This is a genomic window from Chryseomicrobium sp. FSL W7-1435, from assembly GCF_038595005.1.
Taxonomy (GTDB): domain Bacteria; phylum Bacillota; class Bacilli; order Bacillales_A; family Planococcaceae; genus Chryseomicrobium.
The window spans coordinates 812,591-829,494 of sequence record NZ_CP151997.1; the positions used below are offsets into that span (position 1 = coordinate 812,591).

Sequence of the window (16,904 nt, forward strand, 5' to 3'; positions counted from 1 at the left end):
AGTGAAATTAATCTACGTGGAATTTGAAATCCCTCCACCCAGAACACCATTTCCAAGGGGAGTTTCTACGAGCCTCCCCACGTCAGCCGAAAGAACAGCACTTTCGGCTGAGGTGCCTGTCCCAGGAACTATTCAGAAATTGATGACTATTCATGGTTTATGCAAGAAAAACCTTCAATCCTACGTTAAGTGTTGAATAAATATAAATTGTATTGGAATATTTTGTGGGACAGGCACTATTTGGAAGTACATCCCAAATAGAAAATTCGCCCCAAACAAACACCAATCCCTAAACCTCACCAAAAAAGCTTGACTGAACGCTCATTCATTTTTATACTAAAACTAATACTTTCTTTCTTCGAATAGCGTTGTTATGCTTACAAGTAAGATCGAATTTCATCCTAGAGGGGGAGAAGAAATTGAGTCCGTTACTAATCGCAAACTGGGTTCTATTCATCGCTGTAACTGGCTATGCCATTTACTTGTTCGCGTACTTGCTCAAAACCCGTTATCAATTTATTCAACTCGGTAAAAAAGTAGAGTTTGAAGACAACGTAAAAGAGCGTTTGCGCAAGATTTGGGTGTATGTATTTGGACAGAAAAAATTATTGAAGGATAAGAAAAGTGGAACAATCCACGTCATGTTCTTCTACGGATTTTTACTTGTACAACTAGGGGCAATTGATTTTATTTGGAAAGGTTTGAAACCGGATTCACACTTGCCACTAGGGCCTTTGTATCCTGCGTTTACCTTCTTTACTGAAATCGTAACACTCGTTATTTTAGTAGCAGTCGTCTGGGCATTCTATCGCCGCTATGTAGAAAAGTTAACACGCTTAAAACGTGGATGGAAGAGTGGTTTAGTCCTAATCTTTATCGGAGGCCTAATGGTTTCGGTATTGATCGGAAACGGAATGAACTTAATCTGGCACGACCATACGGGGACATGGACAGAGCCAGTAGCCTCAGCAATCGGTGCTGCGTTCAGCTTTATTGGACCAACTGCAGCCGCAGTGATTTTCTATATCATGTGGTGGGCGCATCTACTATTCCTATTAACATTCTTAGTCTATGTACCACAATCCAAGCACTTCCACTTAATCACAGGGCCAGCAAACGTCTATTACCACCGTTTAGACAACGTGGGCCGTCTACGTCCAATCAATTTTGATATAGAAGAAGACGAAGAGAATCCGGAAGCAGAAGAAGAAATGCCATCATTTGGTGTTGGTCGCATCCAAGACTTTACACAGGCACAGATGATTGACTTCTACGCATGTGTAGAGTGTGGTCGCTGTACAAATATGTGTCCAGCTTCGGGAACAGGCAAGATGCTCTCACCAATGGACTTGATCACTAAACTTCGTGATCACCTGACATTTACAGGTGCAGTCGAGACACAACAAAAACCATGGGTACCAGCAATGGCGTTCAGCGGCACAAAAGGCAATCAGCTAGCTTTGGCTGCTGGAGCAGAGGGCGCCATCATCGGCGATATTTACAGCCCTTCACTAATTGGTGATGTAATTACGGAAGAAGAAATCTGGGCTTGTACGACTTGTCGTAACTGTGAAGACCAATGTCCAGTTATGAACGAACACGTTGACAAAATCATCGACCTTCGTCGTTACCTTGTTATGACAGAAGGCCGCATGGACAAGGATGCCCAACGCGCGATGACGAACATCGAAAAGCAAGGAAATCCTTGGGGCTTGAACCGTAAAGAGAAAGAAAACTGGCGCGATGCTCGTCCAGATATCGCTATTCCGACAGTAAAAGAAGCAGACAAATCAGGCGAAGGCTTTGAGTACTTGTTCTGGGTCGGTGCGATGGGCTCGTTTGATAGTCGCTCTCAAAAAATAGCGTTGTCATTTGCGAACTTAATGAATGAAGCGGGCGTTAAATTCGCCATTCTTGGAAATAAAGAAAAGAACTCAGGAGACACACCACGTCGTCTCGGAAATGAATTCTTGTTCCAAGAGCTTGCACAAGCCAACATTAAAGAATTCGAAAAAGCAGGCGTCACGAAGATCGTTACGATTGATCCTCATGCCTACAATATTTTCAAAAATGAATACAGTGATTTCGGCTGGTCTGGAGAAGTTCTTCACCACACAGAAATGCTGTATGACTTAGTGAATCAAGGCCGTTTGAAACCAACTCACGCTGTCAACGAAACAATTACTTTCCATGATTCCTGTTATTTAGGGCGTTACAACGATGTCTATGATCCGCCACGTGAAATTCTAAAATCGATTCCAGGCGTCAAGCTTGTCGAGATGGAACGTAACCGTGAATCAGGTATGTGTTGTGGAGCCGGTGGAGGTATGATGTGGATGGAAGAGCATGTAGGAAATCGTGTGAACGTAGCGCGCACAGAACAAGCGCTTGCCGTGAATCCTTCCGTCATCTCATCTGGATGTCCATACTGCTTAACGATGCTTTCAGATGGTACGAAGGCAAAAGAAGTCGAAGAAACGGTTGGTACGTACGATGTGGCAGAGCTTTTAGAGCTTGCTGTGTTTGGAGAAATGCAACCGCCTGCGACTGAAGAAGAAGTTGAGCCGGTGCTGCACTAAGTATTGCAATTGATCAGATAATTCGTTAAACTGAACGTAACTAGAGGGAGTGTTGTATGCACTCCCTTTTTACGGAAGATAACTGAGCGAGCGCTCGATAGCCTATATTTTTTTTCTTCTTATGTAAGCGATTTCAAACTACTAAACACAAGGGAGACTCTACAATGACAAAAACAGTTATCCTAGCAGGAGCACGTACAGCATTTGGCAAATTCGGTGGAGCACTAAGTTCACTTTCGGCATCAGATCTAGGTGGCCATGCTATTGCGGCAGCACTTCAACGTGCAAACGTTCAACCCGAGCAAGTAGACGAAGTAATTATGGGAACTGTTCTGCAAGCGGGACAAGGTCAGATTCCTTCACGTCAAGCAGCTTCAAAGGCAGGTATTCCATGGAGTGTGAAAACGGAAACGATTAACAAAGTCTGTGCATCTGGTATGCGCAGCATCTCATTAGGTGACCAGCTTATTCGTTTGGGAGAAGAGCACATCATCGTGGCCGGCGGCATGGAGTCCATGTCCAACGCACCGTATTACTTGCCGAAAGCAAGAGAAGGCTTCCGCATGGGAAATGCGCAAGTTATAGATGGTATGGTGTATGACGGTTTATCCTGTGCATTCCATCCAAAAAATGTTCACATGGGTACTTACGGCAACTCAACAGCAGAGAAATTTACAATCAGTCGTGAAGAGCAAGACAAATGGGCAGCGCGCTCACACGACCTTGCATTAAAAGCTATCCAAGCGGGTCGTTTTGAAGAAGAGATTACACCAATTGAGATTCCTCAACGAAAAGGCGAGCCAGTCACTGTTGCTACAGACGAAGCTCCACGACAAGGCACTACGGCAGAAGTACTTGCAAACTTAAAGCCGGCATTCGGAAAAGACGGGACAATCACAGCGGGCAACGCACCAGGTGTCAATGACGGTGCCTGTGCAGTCGTGTTGGCTTCTGAACAAAAAGCACAAGAGCTTGGCATCACACCACTGGGATATATTGTGGGGCATGCTGAAGTTGGAGTGGCACCAGAAGAGTTCCCACAAACACCAGGACTTGTGATCAACACACTTCTTGAAAAATACAACAAATCAATCGATGACATCGACTTGATTGAAATTAATGAAGCTTTTGCAGCGGTTGCACTTGTCAGCAATCAAATTGCAGGGCTAGATGCAGACAAAGTAAACGTCAACGGTGGCGCAGTAGCTCTTGGGCATCCAATCGGGGCATCGGGTGCACGCGTCGTCTACACACTTGCAGTAGAACTTCAAAAACGAGGCGGAGGACTTGGAATCGCAGCGATCTGTTCAGGCGGCGGTCAAGGGGATGCCATTTTAGTAGAAGTACCTAAACACTAAACCGAAGAGAGGCGGATAAAAACATGGCAATTCAAAAAGTACTCGTCATTGGCGCAGGTCAGATGGGATCAGGAATCGCACAAGTATGTGCACAAGCAGGTTTTGACGTGAAGTTAAATGATCGTGCAGCAGAATTTTTCGAGCATGGCTTAGCAGGGATTACGAAAAACTTGGCTCGTGACGTGGAAAAAGGACGCAAGACAGAAGAAGAAAAAACAGCCATCCTTGGACGCATCACTAAATCTTTAGACATCAACGACGCACATGACGTTGACATCGTGATAGAAGCAGCCGTTGAAAACATGGAGATCAAGCAACAAATCTTCAAACAGTTAGATGAAATCACACCAAAACACGCCATCTTAGCAACCAATACATCCTCTCTTCCGATTACAGAGATTGCAGCTGCTACGAATAGACCAGAGCAAGTGATTGGGATGCATTTTATGAACCCAGTACCTGTGATGAAATTGGTAGAAATCATTCGTGGACTTGCTACTTCAAATGAAGTGTACACAGAAATTGAAGAGATGACGAAAAAATTAAACAAAGTGCCTGTTGAAGTGACCGACTTCCCAGGATTCGTTTCCAACCGTATCTTGATGCCAATGATTAACGAAGCCATCTATACGTTGTATGAAGGGGTAGCTACGAAAGAAGCGATCGATGACGTGATGAAGCTTGGAATGAACCACCCGATGGGACCTCTGCAACTGGCAGACTTTATCGGTCTTGATACTTGTCTCTACATCATGGAAATACTGCACGACGGTTTCGGCGACAGCAAATACCGCCCATGTCCATTACTTCGCAAATATGTGAAGGCGGGCTGGCTCGGCAAGAAATCTGGTCGAGGATTCTACGTCTACGAATAAGGAGCGCTTGCTATGGAATTACGATTTACAGAAGAACAAAATATGATGCGTAACATGGTACGCGAATTTGCGAAAGAAAAAATCGCGCCATTTGTTGAAAATATGGAAGCTGGTGAGTTTCCACGTGACATCTTGAAAGAGATGGGCGAACTGGGTCTTATGGGCATCACGATTCCGGAACAATACGGCGGCGCAGAAATGGATTTCATGAGTTACATCATTGCTATCCATGAACTGTCTAAAGTGTCTGCAACAGTTGGTGTCATCTTGTCTGTCCACACTTCTGTTGGAACAAATCCCATTCTTTACTTTGGAACAGAAGAACAAAAACAAAAATACGTACCAAAGCTTGCAAGCGGTAAATACCTAGGAGCGTTCTGTCTAACAGAACCAGCTGCTGGTAGTGACGCGGGCTCATTGAAAACACGTGCTGTGAAAAAAGACGATCACTATGTACTGAACGGCTCGAAAGTGTTCATTACAAATGGTGGAGAGGCAGATGTCTACATCGTATTTGCCAATTCAGATGCTGAAAAAGGCTCTCGTGGAATTTCGGCATTTATTGTGGAAAAAGACACTCCGGGCTTTATCGTAGGAAAAGATGAACACAAAATGGGTCTTCATGGCTCTCGAACAGTCGAGCTAACGTTCGAAGACATGCGTGTTCCTTCAGAAAACTTACTTGGCAATGAAGGCGAAGGCTTTAAAATTGCCATGGCCAACCTGGATGTCGGGCGTATTGGAATTGCGGCACAAGCACTGGGGATTGCAGAAGCAGCACTTGATGAAGCTGTGGCTTATTCAAAAGAGCGCAAACAATTTGGCAAACCGATTGTCGCTAATCAAGGGATCGGCTTCAAGCTTGCTGACATGGCAACAGCGGTCGAAGCTTCTCGTTTACTAGTGTACAATGCGGCGAACTTGCGTCAACTAGGGAAACCATGTGGGCAAGAAGCCTCGATGGCTAAACTCTTTGCTTCTAAAACAGCCGTAGACGTTGCAATCGACGCTGTCCAAGTATTTGGTGGCTATGGCTACACAGAAGAATATCCCGTGGAGCGCTTGTTCCGCGATTCGAAAATTACAGAAATTTACGAAGGGACGTCTGAAATTCAGCGCCTCGTAATTAGCAAACATCTTACAAACTAAAAAAGGCGGGAACTAAAAATGAACTTTCAACTATCTGAAGAACATGAAATGATTCGCAAAATGGTACGTGACTTTGCAGAGAAAGAAGTAGCACCAACAGCAGCAGAGCGTGACGAGAACGAAAGCTTTGACCGTGCCCTATTCGATAAAATGGCGGAACTGGGTTTAACAGGTATTCCATGGCCAGAAGAGTACGGTGGAATCGGTTCAGATTACTTAGCATACGTAATCGCAGTAGAAGAACTATCACGTGTTTGTGCTTCAACAGGCGTAACACTTTCTGCACATACCTCTTTAGCTGGATGGCCAGTATTCAAGTTCGGTACAGAAGAGCAAAAACAAAAATTCCTTCGTCCAATGGCAGAAGGCTCACAAATCGGAGCGTATTGCCTAACGGAGCCGAACTCTGGTTCGGATGCTGGTGGGATGAAAACAACTGCTAAATTAGATGGCGATGACTACGTGATCAACGGTTCGAAAATCTTCATCACCAATGGCGGAATTGCAGACATTTACATCGTGTTCGCAGTAACCGATCCAGAATCAAAACACAAAGGGACTTCTGCATTCATCGTTGAGGCTAGCACACCAGGCTTCTCCGTAGGAAAGAAAGAAAAGAAACTAGGCATTCGTTCTTCACCCACAACAGAAGTTATTTTCGACAATTGCCGCGTTCCAAAAGAAAACTTGCTTGGCGAAGAAGGCCAAGGTTTCATCATCGCTATGAAAACACTTGATGGCGGACGTAACGGGATTGCCGCGCAAGCTGTGGGGATTGCACAAGGTGCTCTCGACGCTTCTGTGAACTACGCAAAAGAACGTGTACAATTTGGAAAGCCAATCTCGGCTAACCAAGGAATTTCTTTCAAATTGGCAGATATGGCGACAGCTACTGAAGCTTCCCGTCTATTGACGTACCAAGCAGCTTGGCTCGAGTCGAATAACTTACCATACGGTCAAGCATCAGCAATGGCGAAATTAATGGCTGGCGACACGGCTATGAAAGTTTCAACAGAAGCTGTTCAAGTCTTCGGCGGTTACGGCTACACGAAAGACTACCCGGTTGAACGTTTCATGCGTGATGCGAAAATTACACAAATCTATGAAGGTACGCAAGAGATCCAACGTCTCGTGATCTCGCGTAACCTGACAAAATAAATGACAGAGGGCAAGCACCTAGTCAAAACGTCTGTTAAAGACGAACAGTTGATTACAAAGCGCCGTCGACAAATGATTGGTGCGGGCGTCAAGCTCTTCAAAGAGAAGGGCTTTCACCGCACCACCACGCGTGAAATTGCCAAAGAAGCCGGATTTAGCATAGGCACGCTCTATGAATACATTCGCACGAAGGAAGACGTACTCTACCTTGTCTGTGACAGCATTTATGATGAAGTATTTGAACGGATTGAATCCGTTGGAGCCAAAAATGGCACATTGGATGAACTTGTTTCGGCGATTCGCTATTACTATAGCGTCATCAATGACATGCAAGATGAGTTCGTTGTCATGTATCAAGAGACAAAGTCGCTTCCAAAAGAAGCTCTTTCTTACGTGCTCCAAAAAGAAGAAGAGATGACCGCGATTTTCCGTGGGATTCTTCAGAGTTGTGTGAAGTCAGGGGCACTGTCACTAAACGAGCGAGAGATCGATTTATACGCACACTCCATTTTTACACAAGGCCAGATGTGGGCGTATCGCCGCTGGGCATTGCATAAAACGTATTCTATCGACGAATTTACAGACTTACAGGTAGCGTTTATCCTGCGGGGTCTGGGAGCAAAAGCAAAGGGGGAACTGTAAGTGGTACAAGTGGCACAAGTAGAAGTTTACCGTCCGACCAATCCTGTCCGTTTTGTCACGGCCTCAAGTTTGTTTGATGGTCATGATGCATCGATTAACATCATGCGCCGCATTCTACAAGCAAGTGGCGTAGAAGTGATTCATTTAGGACATAACCGTTCGGTCGAAGAAGTCGTCAATGCAGCTATCCAAGAGGATGCGCAAGGAATTGCGATTTCGTCTTACCAGGGTGGACACGTTGAGTATTTCAAATATATGAAGGACCTGCTTGCTGAAAAAGGCGCACCGCATATCCGTATATACGGCGGTGGTGGCGGGGTTATCCTACCAAAAGAAATCAAGGAACTGCACGCTTACGGAATCAGTGGCATCTTCTCACCTGAGGATGGGCGCAAGCTCGGTCTCCAAGGGATGATCAACCGCATGATTGAAGAGTGTGACGAAGCGACGCCAGCAGAAGGTGCGCTAGCTCAGTTAGAAAAGGTCACTGTCGAAACGCCGGAGACACTGGCACGTCTTATCACAATCGCAGAAGAAGCTACTCTCACAGGGTCTGATGAAGCGAAACAATTGATTGAAGCTGCACAAGGCAAGTCTAAAGGTACGCCAGTTCTTGGTATCACAGGTACAGGTGGCGCTGGGAAAAGCTCGTTGACAGATGAATTGATTCGTCGCTTCTTATCCGAGCTTCCTGACAAGCGCGTAGCCATTCTATCGATTGATCCGACAAAGCAAAAAACGGGAGGCGCGTTACTAGGAGATCGTATTCGTATGAATGCCATCTTTAACAAGCGTGTGTTTATGCGTTCTTTAGCCACTCGTGGTTCTCGAACAGAACTGTCTGGTGCTATTAAAGATGTACTCGATGTTGTAAAAGCAGCAGGCTATGATTTAATTATTGTAGAAACGAGTGGAATTGGCCAAGGAGACGCAGAAATCACGACAATTTCTGACCTTTCTATGTACGTGATGACGAGTGAATTTGGGGCACCTTCGCAACTTGAAAAAATCGATATGATCGATTTCGCAGATCTGATTGTGATCAACAAGTTTGAGCGTAAGGGCTCTGAAGATGCGCTACGTCAAGTACAGAAGCAGTACCAGCGCAGTCGTGAACTATGGCATGATAATTTAGATAAGATGCCTGTTTACGGAACAATCGCAAGTCAGTTCAATGACAAAGGGACGAATTCTTTGTTTGCTGCATTGCTGGCTACGATTAATGAAAAAACAGGTTCAGAGTGGGCGACTTCGTACGAAGAATTTGCTAAAACACAAAAACAGAACGTTATTATTCCAAACGACCGCCGCTATTACTTACGTGAGTTGACGGACACGGTGCGCGGATACCACGCTAAGTCGCAGCAACAGGTGGACTTTGCACGTCGTTTGTTCCAGTTAGAAGGAGCTCTTACGGCAGTTCAAGAAGCAGGTGGGGAAGAAGCCTTTACTAATTCACTTGAATCCTTGATAGAAGGCGTAAAAAATGAGCTTTCTGCAGAATCTAAGCGCATTTTGGAGAACTGGGAAGCCTTGAAAGAAGCTTACTCAGGAGACGAGTTTGTCACAAAAGTACGGGATAAAGAAATCCGTACAATTCTTCGTACAGAGAGCTTATCTGGACTAAAAATTCCAAAAGTAGCGTTACCTAAATTTAAAGATTATGGTGAAATCTTACGCTGGACATACGCTGAAAACGTTCCAGGTTCATTCCCTTATACAGCGGGTGTGTTCCCGTTCAAACGTGAAGGAGAAGACCCGAAACGTCAATTCGCGGGTGAAGGAACTCCAGAACGTACGAATCGCCGCTTCCACTATCTATCAAAAGACGATACAGCTAAGCGTTTATCCACGGCATTTGATTCCGTGACTTTATACGGGGAAGACCCGGATCACCGACCAGACATTTACGGAAAAGTCGGAGAATCTGGCGTTAGCATCTGTACATTAGAAGACATGAAAAAACTGTATGACGGGTTTGATCTTTGTGCACCATCGACGTCTGTTTCGATGACAATCAATGGCCCAGCTCCTATCATTCTAGCGATGTTTATGAATACAGCCATTGATCAACAAGTTAAGAAGCGGGAAGAGGAACTCGGACGAACACTGACAGTTGAAGAATTCACAGAGGTTCGTGAAGCTACTCTTCAAGTGGTTCGTGGGACAGTTCAAGCAGATATTTTGAAAGAAGACCAAGGTCAAAATACATGTATCTTCTCGACTGAGTTTGCACTTCGCATGATGGGCGATATTCAGCAGTACTTCATCGACCACAAAGTACGCAACTATTACTCTGTATCGATTTCGGGCTACCATATTGCAGAAGCGGGTGCGAACCCAATTTCTCAGTTGGCGTTCACGTTATCAAATGGCTTTACGTATGTTGAATACTATTTAAGTCGAGGCATGAACATCGATGATTTTGCACCAAATCTATCGTTCTTCTTCTCAAACGGTTTAGATCCTGAATACACTGTAATCGGACGCGTAGCTCGTCGCATCTGGGCAGTCGCGATGCGCGAGAAATATGGTGCTAACGAACGTTCACAAAAACTGAAGTACCATGTCCAAACATCAGGACGCAGCTTGCATGCGCAGGAAATCGACTTCAACGATATCCGCACGACGCTTCAAGCATTGATGGCACTGCAAGACAACTGTAACTCTCTTCACACTAATGCCTATGACGAGGCAATCACGACTCCGACAGAAGAATCTGTGCGCCGCGCGATGGCCATTCAAATGATCATCACCAAAGAGCACGGTCTGTCGAAAAATGAAAATCCACTTCAAGGAGCTTTCGTGGTTGAAGAACTGACGGACCTTGTTGAAGAAATGGTGTTACAAGAATTCGATCGCATGAATGACCGCGGAGGAGTACTTGGTGCTATGGAAACACAGTACCAGCGCGGAAAGATTCAAGAAGAGTCGATGCATTACGAAATGAAGAAACACACTGGCGAATTGCCGATTATTGGTGTTAACACGTACCTCAACCCGAACCCGGCTACTGAGGACGACATCGACAACATGGAAATCGCACGTGCATCGAAAGATGAAAAAGAAACACAAATCAGTAATCTGCTTACGTTCCAAGCTACGCATGCTGATAAAACAGAGGCTGCACTCAGTCGTCTAAAAGACGTCGCCAAAACAGGTGGCAATATCTTCGAAGAGCTGATGACCACTGTTAAAGTTGCTAGCCTTGGGCAAATCACCCATGCTTTGTATGAAGTGGGCGGGCAGTACCGACGGAATATGTAACTTTTAGATGTGGAAGGCGTTCTAACGCCTGCAACTTGATTTCGTTGAGATGGAAGTTCTTCCCTTTTAGGTACCTGTGCACCAAACAACTTAGATTATTCACTACAATTCTATAAATATGAAGGAGCAACCTTGGTACGCCAGGGTTGCTCCTTCATTTATGCACATTGTAGTGAATAGTGTGGTGCACAGGTACTATTAAAGGCAGGGACCCCTTAAAGGTCTTGCGTACGCTCTGTCAAAATAGTACGATAATTCTATCAGACCAAGGAGGCCACTCATGAAACAACTCATCATTTGGATCGTCATACTTGCACTACTTTTCACGACCGCCTTTGTCTACAATGAACAAATCGGCTCCATTCCACTGCTCATTCTTGCCTTATTTTTATTCGCAATTTGGCTTTATCTGTTGAAATCGAAAAAAAGAACAAAGAGATAGTGGCATTATTTCCGTAGAATGGGTACAATGAAAGGTATGCAAACGGACAAAGAAAGGACGTTGACCGAATGAATTTTCGTGAGATGACGAAAGAGCAATTACAAGAAGAATCGCTAATCAACTTAGCCTTCACTCTATTAACCGACCGTCGCGAGGCTTTGGAGTTACAAGATCTTTTCCAAGCAATCCAAGACGTTTCAGGATATACAGACGCAGAAATGGAACAAAGAAAGCTACAGTTTTACACAGACATGAACATCGATGGTCGCTTCTTAGCAACATCTGAATACCAGTGGGGCCTTCGTGAATGGTACCCGGTAGACACGATTGAAGAAGAATCAGCGCCAACTGTAAAAGTCCGTAAAAAGAAAGCCAAAGTGGCGGATGAAGACGACATCATCGAAGACGAAGATGAACTTCTTTACGATGAAGACGAAGAACTAGAAGAATTAATCGAAGACGATGAAGATGACGACGAAGAAGATGTCGTGTTACTTCCAGTGGACGAGGACATCGACCCAGACCTGATCGAAGACGAAGACGAAGACGACGACGAAGAAGAATTTGATTTAGTCGACGACGAAGAGGACGATGAGGAAGACGAAGAAGATGAAGAAGACGCTAAGATCTAATTTCATTCTTGACTTCAACTCTGAATCGCTATAAGATTTAACTGGGCTCTCAAAAAAGAGACAACATCCAATGTGCATAATGCGCTCCCTCTGCAAAGCAGCAGGAGGGCGCTTTTTTGTTTTTATAAGTAGCCACGGTTATGGCAATTTCAAATGCAGGAGGAACTACACATGACAAAGTATATTTTCGTAACAGGTGGCGTTGTATCATCACTTGGCAAAGGGATCACAGCCGCATCACTTGGCCGTCTTCTTAAAAATCGGGGGTTGAGCATCACCATCCAAAAATTTGACCCATACATCAACATCGATCCAGGCACTATGAGTCCGTATCAACATGGGGAAGTTTTCGTAACAGACGATGGTGCTGAAACAGATCTAGACCTTGGGCACTATGAGCGCTTCATTGATATCAACTTAAATAAATACTCAAACATCACAACAGGTAAGGTCTACTCATCGGTTCTTCGCAAAGAACGTCGTGGAGACTACAATGGTGGAACGGTTCAAGTCATTCCACACATCACAAACGAAATTAAAGAGCGTCTTTATTTAGCTGCTCGTGAAACACATGCCGATATCGTCATTACAGAAATCGGAGGAACTGTAGGAGACATCGAGTCACTGCCATTCCTAGAATCTATTCGTCAAATGAAGCGTGACGTGGGTAGCGACAACGTGATGTACATTCACGTGACATTGCTGCCGTACATCAGCGCAGCGGGCGAAATGAAAACAAAACCAACGCAACACTCCGTAAAAGAATTACGGTCACTTGGTATCCAACCAAACGTTATCGTCGTTCGTTCAGAAGCGCCGGTACCTCAGGAAATGAAAGACAAAATCGCTTTGTTCTGTGACATCAAACCGGAAGAAGTTATCGAAGCGTTAGATGCAGAATCGTTGTATGAAATTCCGCTTCACTTGCAAGAACAGCATTTAGATCAAATCGTTCTGGACCACTTCAAACTAGTAAACAAAGAGGCGGACATGAGTGATTGGAAAGATCTTGTATCACTTGTAAAAGGACTATCCAATAAAGTCAAAATCGGTCTAGTCGGGAAATATGTAGAATTACCAGATGCGTATATTTCTGTAGTGGAAGCCTTGAAACATGCAGGTTACACATTCGATTCAGACATTGAAGTCAAGTGGATCAATGCTGAGCGCGTCAATGCAGACAATGTCCAAGAGTTGCTTTCAGATGTGGACGGAATCCTTGTACCAGGTGGTTTCGGAGACCGTGGAGTCGAAGGGAAAATCTTGGCTACTCAGTTTGCACGCGAAAACAAAGTGCCGTTCCTTGGCATTTGCTTAGGAATGCAGCTTGCGACAGTAGAGTTCGCACGCTCAATCCTTCATTTAGAAGGCGCGCATTCAACAGAATTAAATCCAGAAACTAAACACGCAATCATCGACTTGCTGCCAGAGCAAAAAGATGTAGAAGACTTAGGTGGTACGCTGCGCCTTGGGTTGTATCCATGTAAATTAACTCCAGGGTCAAAAGCGCGTGAAGCTTATGGGGAAGATCTTGTGTACGAACGCCATCGTCACCGTTACGAATTCAATAATGAATTCCGTGAACTGTTTGAAAAAGAAGGATTTGTATTCTCAGGAACTAGCCCAGATGGTCGCCTTGTCGAAATCATCGAGCTTCCAAATCATCCATTCTTCTTAGCTTCCCAGTTCCACCCGGAATTTGTGTCACGCCCAACGCGTCCACAGCCATTGTTCCGTGAATTTGTCAGAGCGTCTGTTGACAAGCGGGATGCAAACTAATAAGTCACATACTAAAAAACCGGATTCGCGATCATGCGAACCCGGTTTTTTGTGGTTTGAAGTAACGGCGTTTCCTGGCTTCCAAGATTTCAAGTCAATTGAGCGATTTTAAAGGTGCCTGTCCCATAAACAATTCAATAATTGATGATTATTCATGGTTTATGCAAAAAAAACCCGCAACAATACGTTGGATATTGAATAACTATGAATTGTGTTGGAATAGTTTTTGGGACAGGCACCATTTGGAAGTGCATCCCAATTAGAATGTTACCTTAACTCGTCCTCACCAGACGTCATTTCCCGAACAGCCATCAGAACAGCCTCATAAACAAACAAGGCAGCTAACGCATAAGGCAACACAACGCGTTCGCCCGTATCAGTAGGCAACAAACCTTTAGTGAAACCAAGAGCGACATACGTGTAGGCGAGTTCACTCAAGGCATTCTCCGCATTTGCTTTTTCAGGAGCCGTGACGCTAAACGGTATAAAAGTTTCATTCAACTGTGTTGCAAGAGCAACGGCTTCCGCCTGGTCAGCTTGTGGCGTCAAAATCCAAACCCGATCAGCTGACGTCACAGTTGACTCAGGCGTCCATTCAACCAGACGAGGGAATAAGCCGGAAGCCTCGGCATTTGTATAAACTGCTTTCATTTCACCAAAAGCGGCGAAAAAAATACGGCCTTCGCCAACAGCAGCTTGGGCCAGAAGACGTGCAGTTTCTTCAATCGCTTCTTCCTGACCTGTCGCAATGCGCTGCAAGAGACCAGAGACTTGTGTTGTTAACATTTTCATAAGTTCTTTCACCTCAGGTCACAGTATACAGAAGGAAGGCTTTTCGTCGCAACTGCTGCCTAGCTATTCGGGTACTTCGTCATATTTTGTCGAAAAATTGTATTAGGAAACTTATTGAAATCTCTTCCTGTTAAGAGCATAATTGTTAACAGGGGAAAATTAATCTGAATACTAAAGGAGATGGGACCGTTGACGCATTTGCTGATTGTTGATGATCAAATGGGTATTCGTATGTTGCTTCAAGAAGTGTTCGAACAATCGGGGTATACCGTAACAGTGGCTGCAAATGGACCAGAAGCACTTGAAAAATTTGAATCTAACACGGTAGATGGGGTATTACTGGACATGAAAATTCCAGGGATGAACGGGATCGAAATCCTAAAACGCATGAAACAGCAGCAACCAGACATACCTGTCATGATGATGACAGCTTATGGCGAGCTGAATTTAATCGAAGAAGCCAAGAAATTAGGGGCATCTCATTACTTTATAAAGCCATTTGATATCTTTGAGGTACGCAGTGCGGTTATTGAACAATTAAAAGCTTCTTAGAGCAAAAAGGGCAGGTGTGGAAAACCACGCCTTTTTTTGATACACTGAAGGATAGATAGCAGATCAACCAAATTCACGGCTATCACCATTTAGAGGAGGTCCATTCATGGCATTAGAATCAATGAAAGATATGCTTGAAAAAGGCAAACGCGAGGGCTATGCAGTTGGGCAATTTAACATTAACAACCTTGAATATACACAAGCAATTCTGCAAGCAGCAGAAGAAGAAAAATCTCCAGTCATCCTAGGTGTATCTGAAGGTGCAGCACGCTACATGGGCGGCTTTAATACCGTGGTACATATGGTCAAAGGTTTAATGACTGATTTCGGTACTACAGTTCCAGTCGCAATTCACTTGGACCATGGTTCTAGCTTCGAAAAATGTAAAGAAGCAATCGATGCAGGCTTCACGTCTGTTATGATCGATGCATCTCACCACCCATTCGAAGAAAACGTAGAAACGACTTCAAAAGTTGTAGAATATGCACATGCTAACGGTGTATCAGTTGAAGCTGAGCTTGGTACTGTCGGCGGGCAAGAAGACGATATCATTGCTGATGGCGTCATCTATGCAGACCCTAAAGAATGCCAAGAATTAGTTCAACGTACGAACATTGATTTCTTAGCACCAGCACTTGGTTCTGTACACGGTCCATACAAAGGGGAACCAAATCTTGGTTTCGCTGAAATGGAAGAAATCTCAAAACTTGCGGACCTACCACTTGTACTTCATGGTGGAACAGGGATCCCAACAAAAGACATTAAACGTGCCATCTCATTAGGGACAGCAAAAATTAATGTCAACACTGAAAACCAAATCGCGGGGACAAAAGCTGTTCGTGATTTCTTAAATTCCGATGCAGAACAATATGACCCACGCAAATATTTAACACCAATGCGCGACGCAATCAAAGCGTCAGTTAAAGGCAAAATGCGCGAGTTTGGAAGCGCAGGCCAAGCGTAATATTGTATCAACGGGAGAAGCGTTTATTGCTTCTCCCATTTCACTAATTGGAGGAACTACACAATGAAATTTTTTATCGATACTGCAAATTTTGACGAAATTAAAGAAGCCCACTCATGGGGAATTATTGATGGCGTAACAACAAATCCATCACTTGTAGCAAAAGAAAACATCTCGTTCCACGACCGCTTACGTGAAATTACAGCTCTAGTGGACGGTTCTGTTTCTGCAGAAGTTATTGCATTAGACGCCGAAGGCATGATCAAAGAAGGTCGTGAGTTAGCGGCGATCGCACCTAACATCACAGTGAAACTTCCGATGACACCTGAAGGCTTAAAAGCATGTTCAGTGTTCCGCGCGGAAGGTATTAAAACAAACGTCACGCTTGTTTTTAGTGCCAATCAAGCATTATTAGCAGCACGTGCTGGCGCGACTTATGTATCGCCATTCCTTGGACGTTTGGATGATATCGGTCATGATGGAATGGAACTGATTGCAAAGATTGCAGATATCTTTACAATCCATGATATCGACACACAAATCATTGCTGCGTCTATTCGTCACCCGCAACACATTACAGATGCTGCTTTAAATGGTGCCCACATCTCTACGACACCATTCAAAGTGCTGCAACAACTCTTCAATCACCCACTGACTGACAAAGGGATTGAAGCATTTTTGAACGACTGGAACAACCGTCAAGCGAAGTAGGTGC

At 44.5% G+C, this 16,904-nt stretch carries 14 protein-coding genes; 13 read left to right on the plus strand and 1 reads right to left on the minus strand.

The features are described from left to right. Positions 1 to 419 precede the first annotated feature (419 nt). From MKY84_RS04365 to MKY84_RS04410, 10 genes are all read left to right on the plus strand, one after another. Entirely contained in the window at positions 420 to 2,579 is a 2,160-nt protein-coding gene (locus tag MKY84_RS04365) for a heterodisulfide reductase-related iron-sulfur binding cluster (protein WP_342528035.1), read from the plus strand. Positions 2,580 to 2,743: 164 nt separating this feature from the next. Then, positions 2,744 to 3,937: an acetyl-CoA C-acetyltransferase gene (locus tag MKY84_RS04370; RefSeq protein WP_342528037.1), complete on the plus strand. Its 1,194-nt coding sequence runs from the start codon at positions 2,744 to 2,746 to the stop codon at positions 3,935 to 3,937. A 23-nt stretch (positions 3,938 to 3,960) separates the two neighbouring features. Then, positions 3,961 to 4,812, plus strand: coding sequence for a 3-hydroxybutyryl-CoA dehydrogenase (locus tag MKY84_RS04375; RefSeq protein ID WP_342528039.1), 852 nt, complete (start codon positions 3,961 to 3,963; stop codon positions 4,810 to 4,812). A gap of 12 nt (positions 4,813 to 4,824) precedes the next feature. After that, on the plus strand, positions 4,825 to 5,961 hold the full coding sequence (locus tag MKY84_RS04380) for an acyl-CoA dehydrogenase (protein ID WP_342528041.1): 1,137 nt from the start codon (positions 4,825 to 4,827) through the stop codon (positions 5,959 to 5,961). An 18-nt stretch (positions 5,962 to 5,979) separates the two neighbouring features. Further along, positions 5,980 to 7,119, plus strand: a complete 1,140-nt coding sequence (locus MKY84_RS04385; RefSeq protein ID WP_342528042.1) for an acyl-CoA dehydrogenase — start codon at positions 5,980 to 5,982, stop codon at positions 7,117 to 7,119. Beyond that, positions 7,120 to 7,761, plus strand: coding sequence for a TetR/AcrR family transcriptional regulator (locus tag MKY84_RS04390; RefSeq protein ID WP_342528044.1), 642 nt, complete (start codon positions 7,120 to 7,122; stop codon positions 7,759 to 7,761). Between the two features lie 9 nt (positions 7,762 to 7,770). Next, complete coding sequence (gene icmF / locus MKY84_RS04395) at positions 7,771 to 11,028, plus strand: fused isobutyryl-CoA mutase/GTPase IcmF (RefSeq protein WP_342528850.1); 3,258 nt, start codon at positions 7,771 to 7,773, stop codon at positions 11,026 to 11,028. Between the two features lie 280 nt (positions 11,029 to 11,308). After that, entirely contained in the window at positions 11,309 to 11,470 is a 162-nt protein-coding gene (locus tag MKY84_RS04400; protein WP_342528045.1) for a hypothetical protein, read from the plus strand. Between the two features lie 68 nt (positions 11,471 to 11,538). Then, the gene (rpoE, locus tag MKY84_RS04405; RefSeq protein ID WP_342528046.1) at positions 11,539 to 12,102 is read left to right on the plus strand and encodes a DNA-directed RNA polymerase subunit delta; all 564 of its coding nucleotides are present in this window, start codon (positions 11,539 to 11,541) and stop codon (positions 12,100 to 12,102) included. Between the two features lie 171 nt (positions 12,103 to 12,273). Then, positions 12,274 to 13,881, plus strand: a complete 1,608-nt coding sequence (locus MKY84_RS04410) for a CTP synthase (RefSeq protein WP_342528047.1) — start codon at positions 12,274 to 12,276, stop codon at positions 13,879 to 13,881. 267 nt (positions 13,882 to 14,148) lie between these two features. Here MKY84_RS04410 and MKY84_RS04415 read toward each other — a convergent pair whose 3' ends face one another. After that, complete coding sequence (locus MKY84_RS04415; protein WP_342528049.1) at positions 14,149 to 14,673, minus strand: DUF2529 family protein; 525 nt, start codon at positions 14,671 to 14,673, stop codon at positions 14,149 to 14,151. 189 nt (positions 14,674 to 14,862) lie between these two features. Here MKY84_RS04415 and MKY84_RS04420 point away from each other — a divergent pair, with 189 nt between their 5' ends. The 3 genes from MKY84_RS04420 to fsa all read left to right on the plus strand — a co-directional run bounded on the left by MKY84_RS04420 (position 14,863) and on the right by fsa (position 16,900). Continuing rightward, on the plus strand, positions 14,863 to 15,225 hold the full coding sequence (locus MKY84_RS04420; protein ID WP_342528051.1) for a response regulator: 363 nt from the start codon (positions 14,863 to 14,865) through the stop codon (positions 15,223 to 15,225). A 106-nt stretch (positions 15,226 to 15,331) separates the two neighbouring features. Continuing rightward, on the plus strand, positions 15,332 to 16,189 hold the full coding sequence (locus MKY84_RS04425; RefSeq protein ID WP_342528052.1) for a class II fructose-bisphosphate aldolase: 858 nt from the start codon (positions 15,332 to 15,334) through the stop codon (positions 16,187 to 16,189). Between the two features lie 63 nt (positions 16,190 to 16,252). Beyond that, on the plus strand, positions 16,253 to 16,900 hold the full coding sequence (gene fsa / locus MKY84_RS04430) for a fructose-6-phosphate aldolase (RefSeq protein WP_342528054.1): 648 nt from the start codon (positions 16,253 to 16,255) through the stop codon (positions 16,898 to 16,900). Positions 16,901 to 16,904: the final 4 nt, after the last annotated feature.

Excerpts from the sequence above, each read along its gene's own strand:
- MKY84_RS04370 (WP_342528037.1), top strand. The coding sequence starts at position 2,744 with ATGACAAAAACAGTTATCCTAGCAGGAGCACGTACAGCATTTGGCAAA.
- MKY84_RS04375 (WP_342528039.1), top strand. The coding sequence starts at position 3,961 with ATGGCAATTCAAAAAGTACTCGTCATTGGCGCAGGTCAGATGGGATCA.
- MKY84_RS04380 (WP_342528041.1), top strand. The coding sequence starts at position 4,825 with ATGGAATTACGATTTACAGAAGAACAAAATATGATGCGTAACATGGTA.
- MKY84_RS04385 (WP_342528042.1), top strand. The coding sequence starts at position 5,980 with ATGAACTTTCAACTATCTGAAGAACATGAAATGATTCGCAAAATGGTA.
- MKY84_RS04390 (WP_342528044.1), top strand. The coding sequence starts at position 7,120 with ATGACAGAGGGCAAGCACCTAGTCAAAACGTCTGTTAAAGACGAACAG.
- MKY84_RS04400 (WP_342528045.1), top strand. The coding sequence starts at position 11,309 with ATGAAACAACTCATCATTTGGATCGTCATACTTGCACTACTTTTCACG.
- rpoE (WP_342528046.1), top strand. The coding sequence starts at position 11,539 with ATGAATTTTCGTGAGATGACGAAAGAGCAATTACAAGAAGAATCGCTA.
- MKY84_RS04410 (WP_342528047.1), top strand. The coding sequence starts at position 12,274 with ATGACAAAGTATATTTTCGTAACAGGTGGCGTTGTATCATCACTTGGC.
- MKY84_RS04415 (WP_342528049.1), bottom strand. The coding sequence starts at position 14,673 with ATGAAAATGTTAACAACACAAGTCTCTGGTCTCTTGCAGCGCATTGCG.
- MKY84_RS04425 (WP_342528052.1), top strand. The coding sequence starts at position 15,332 with ATGGCATTAGAATCAATGAAAGATATGCTTGAAAAAGGCAAACGCGAG.
- fsa (WP_342528054.1), top strand. The coding sequence starts at position 16,253 with ATGAAATTTTTTATCGATACTGCAAATTTTGACGAAATTAAAGAAGCC.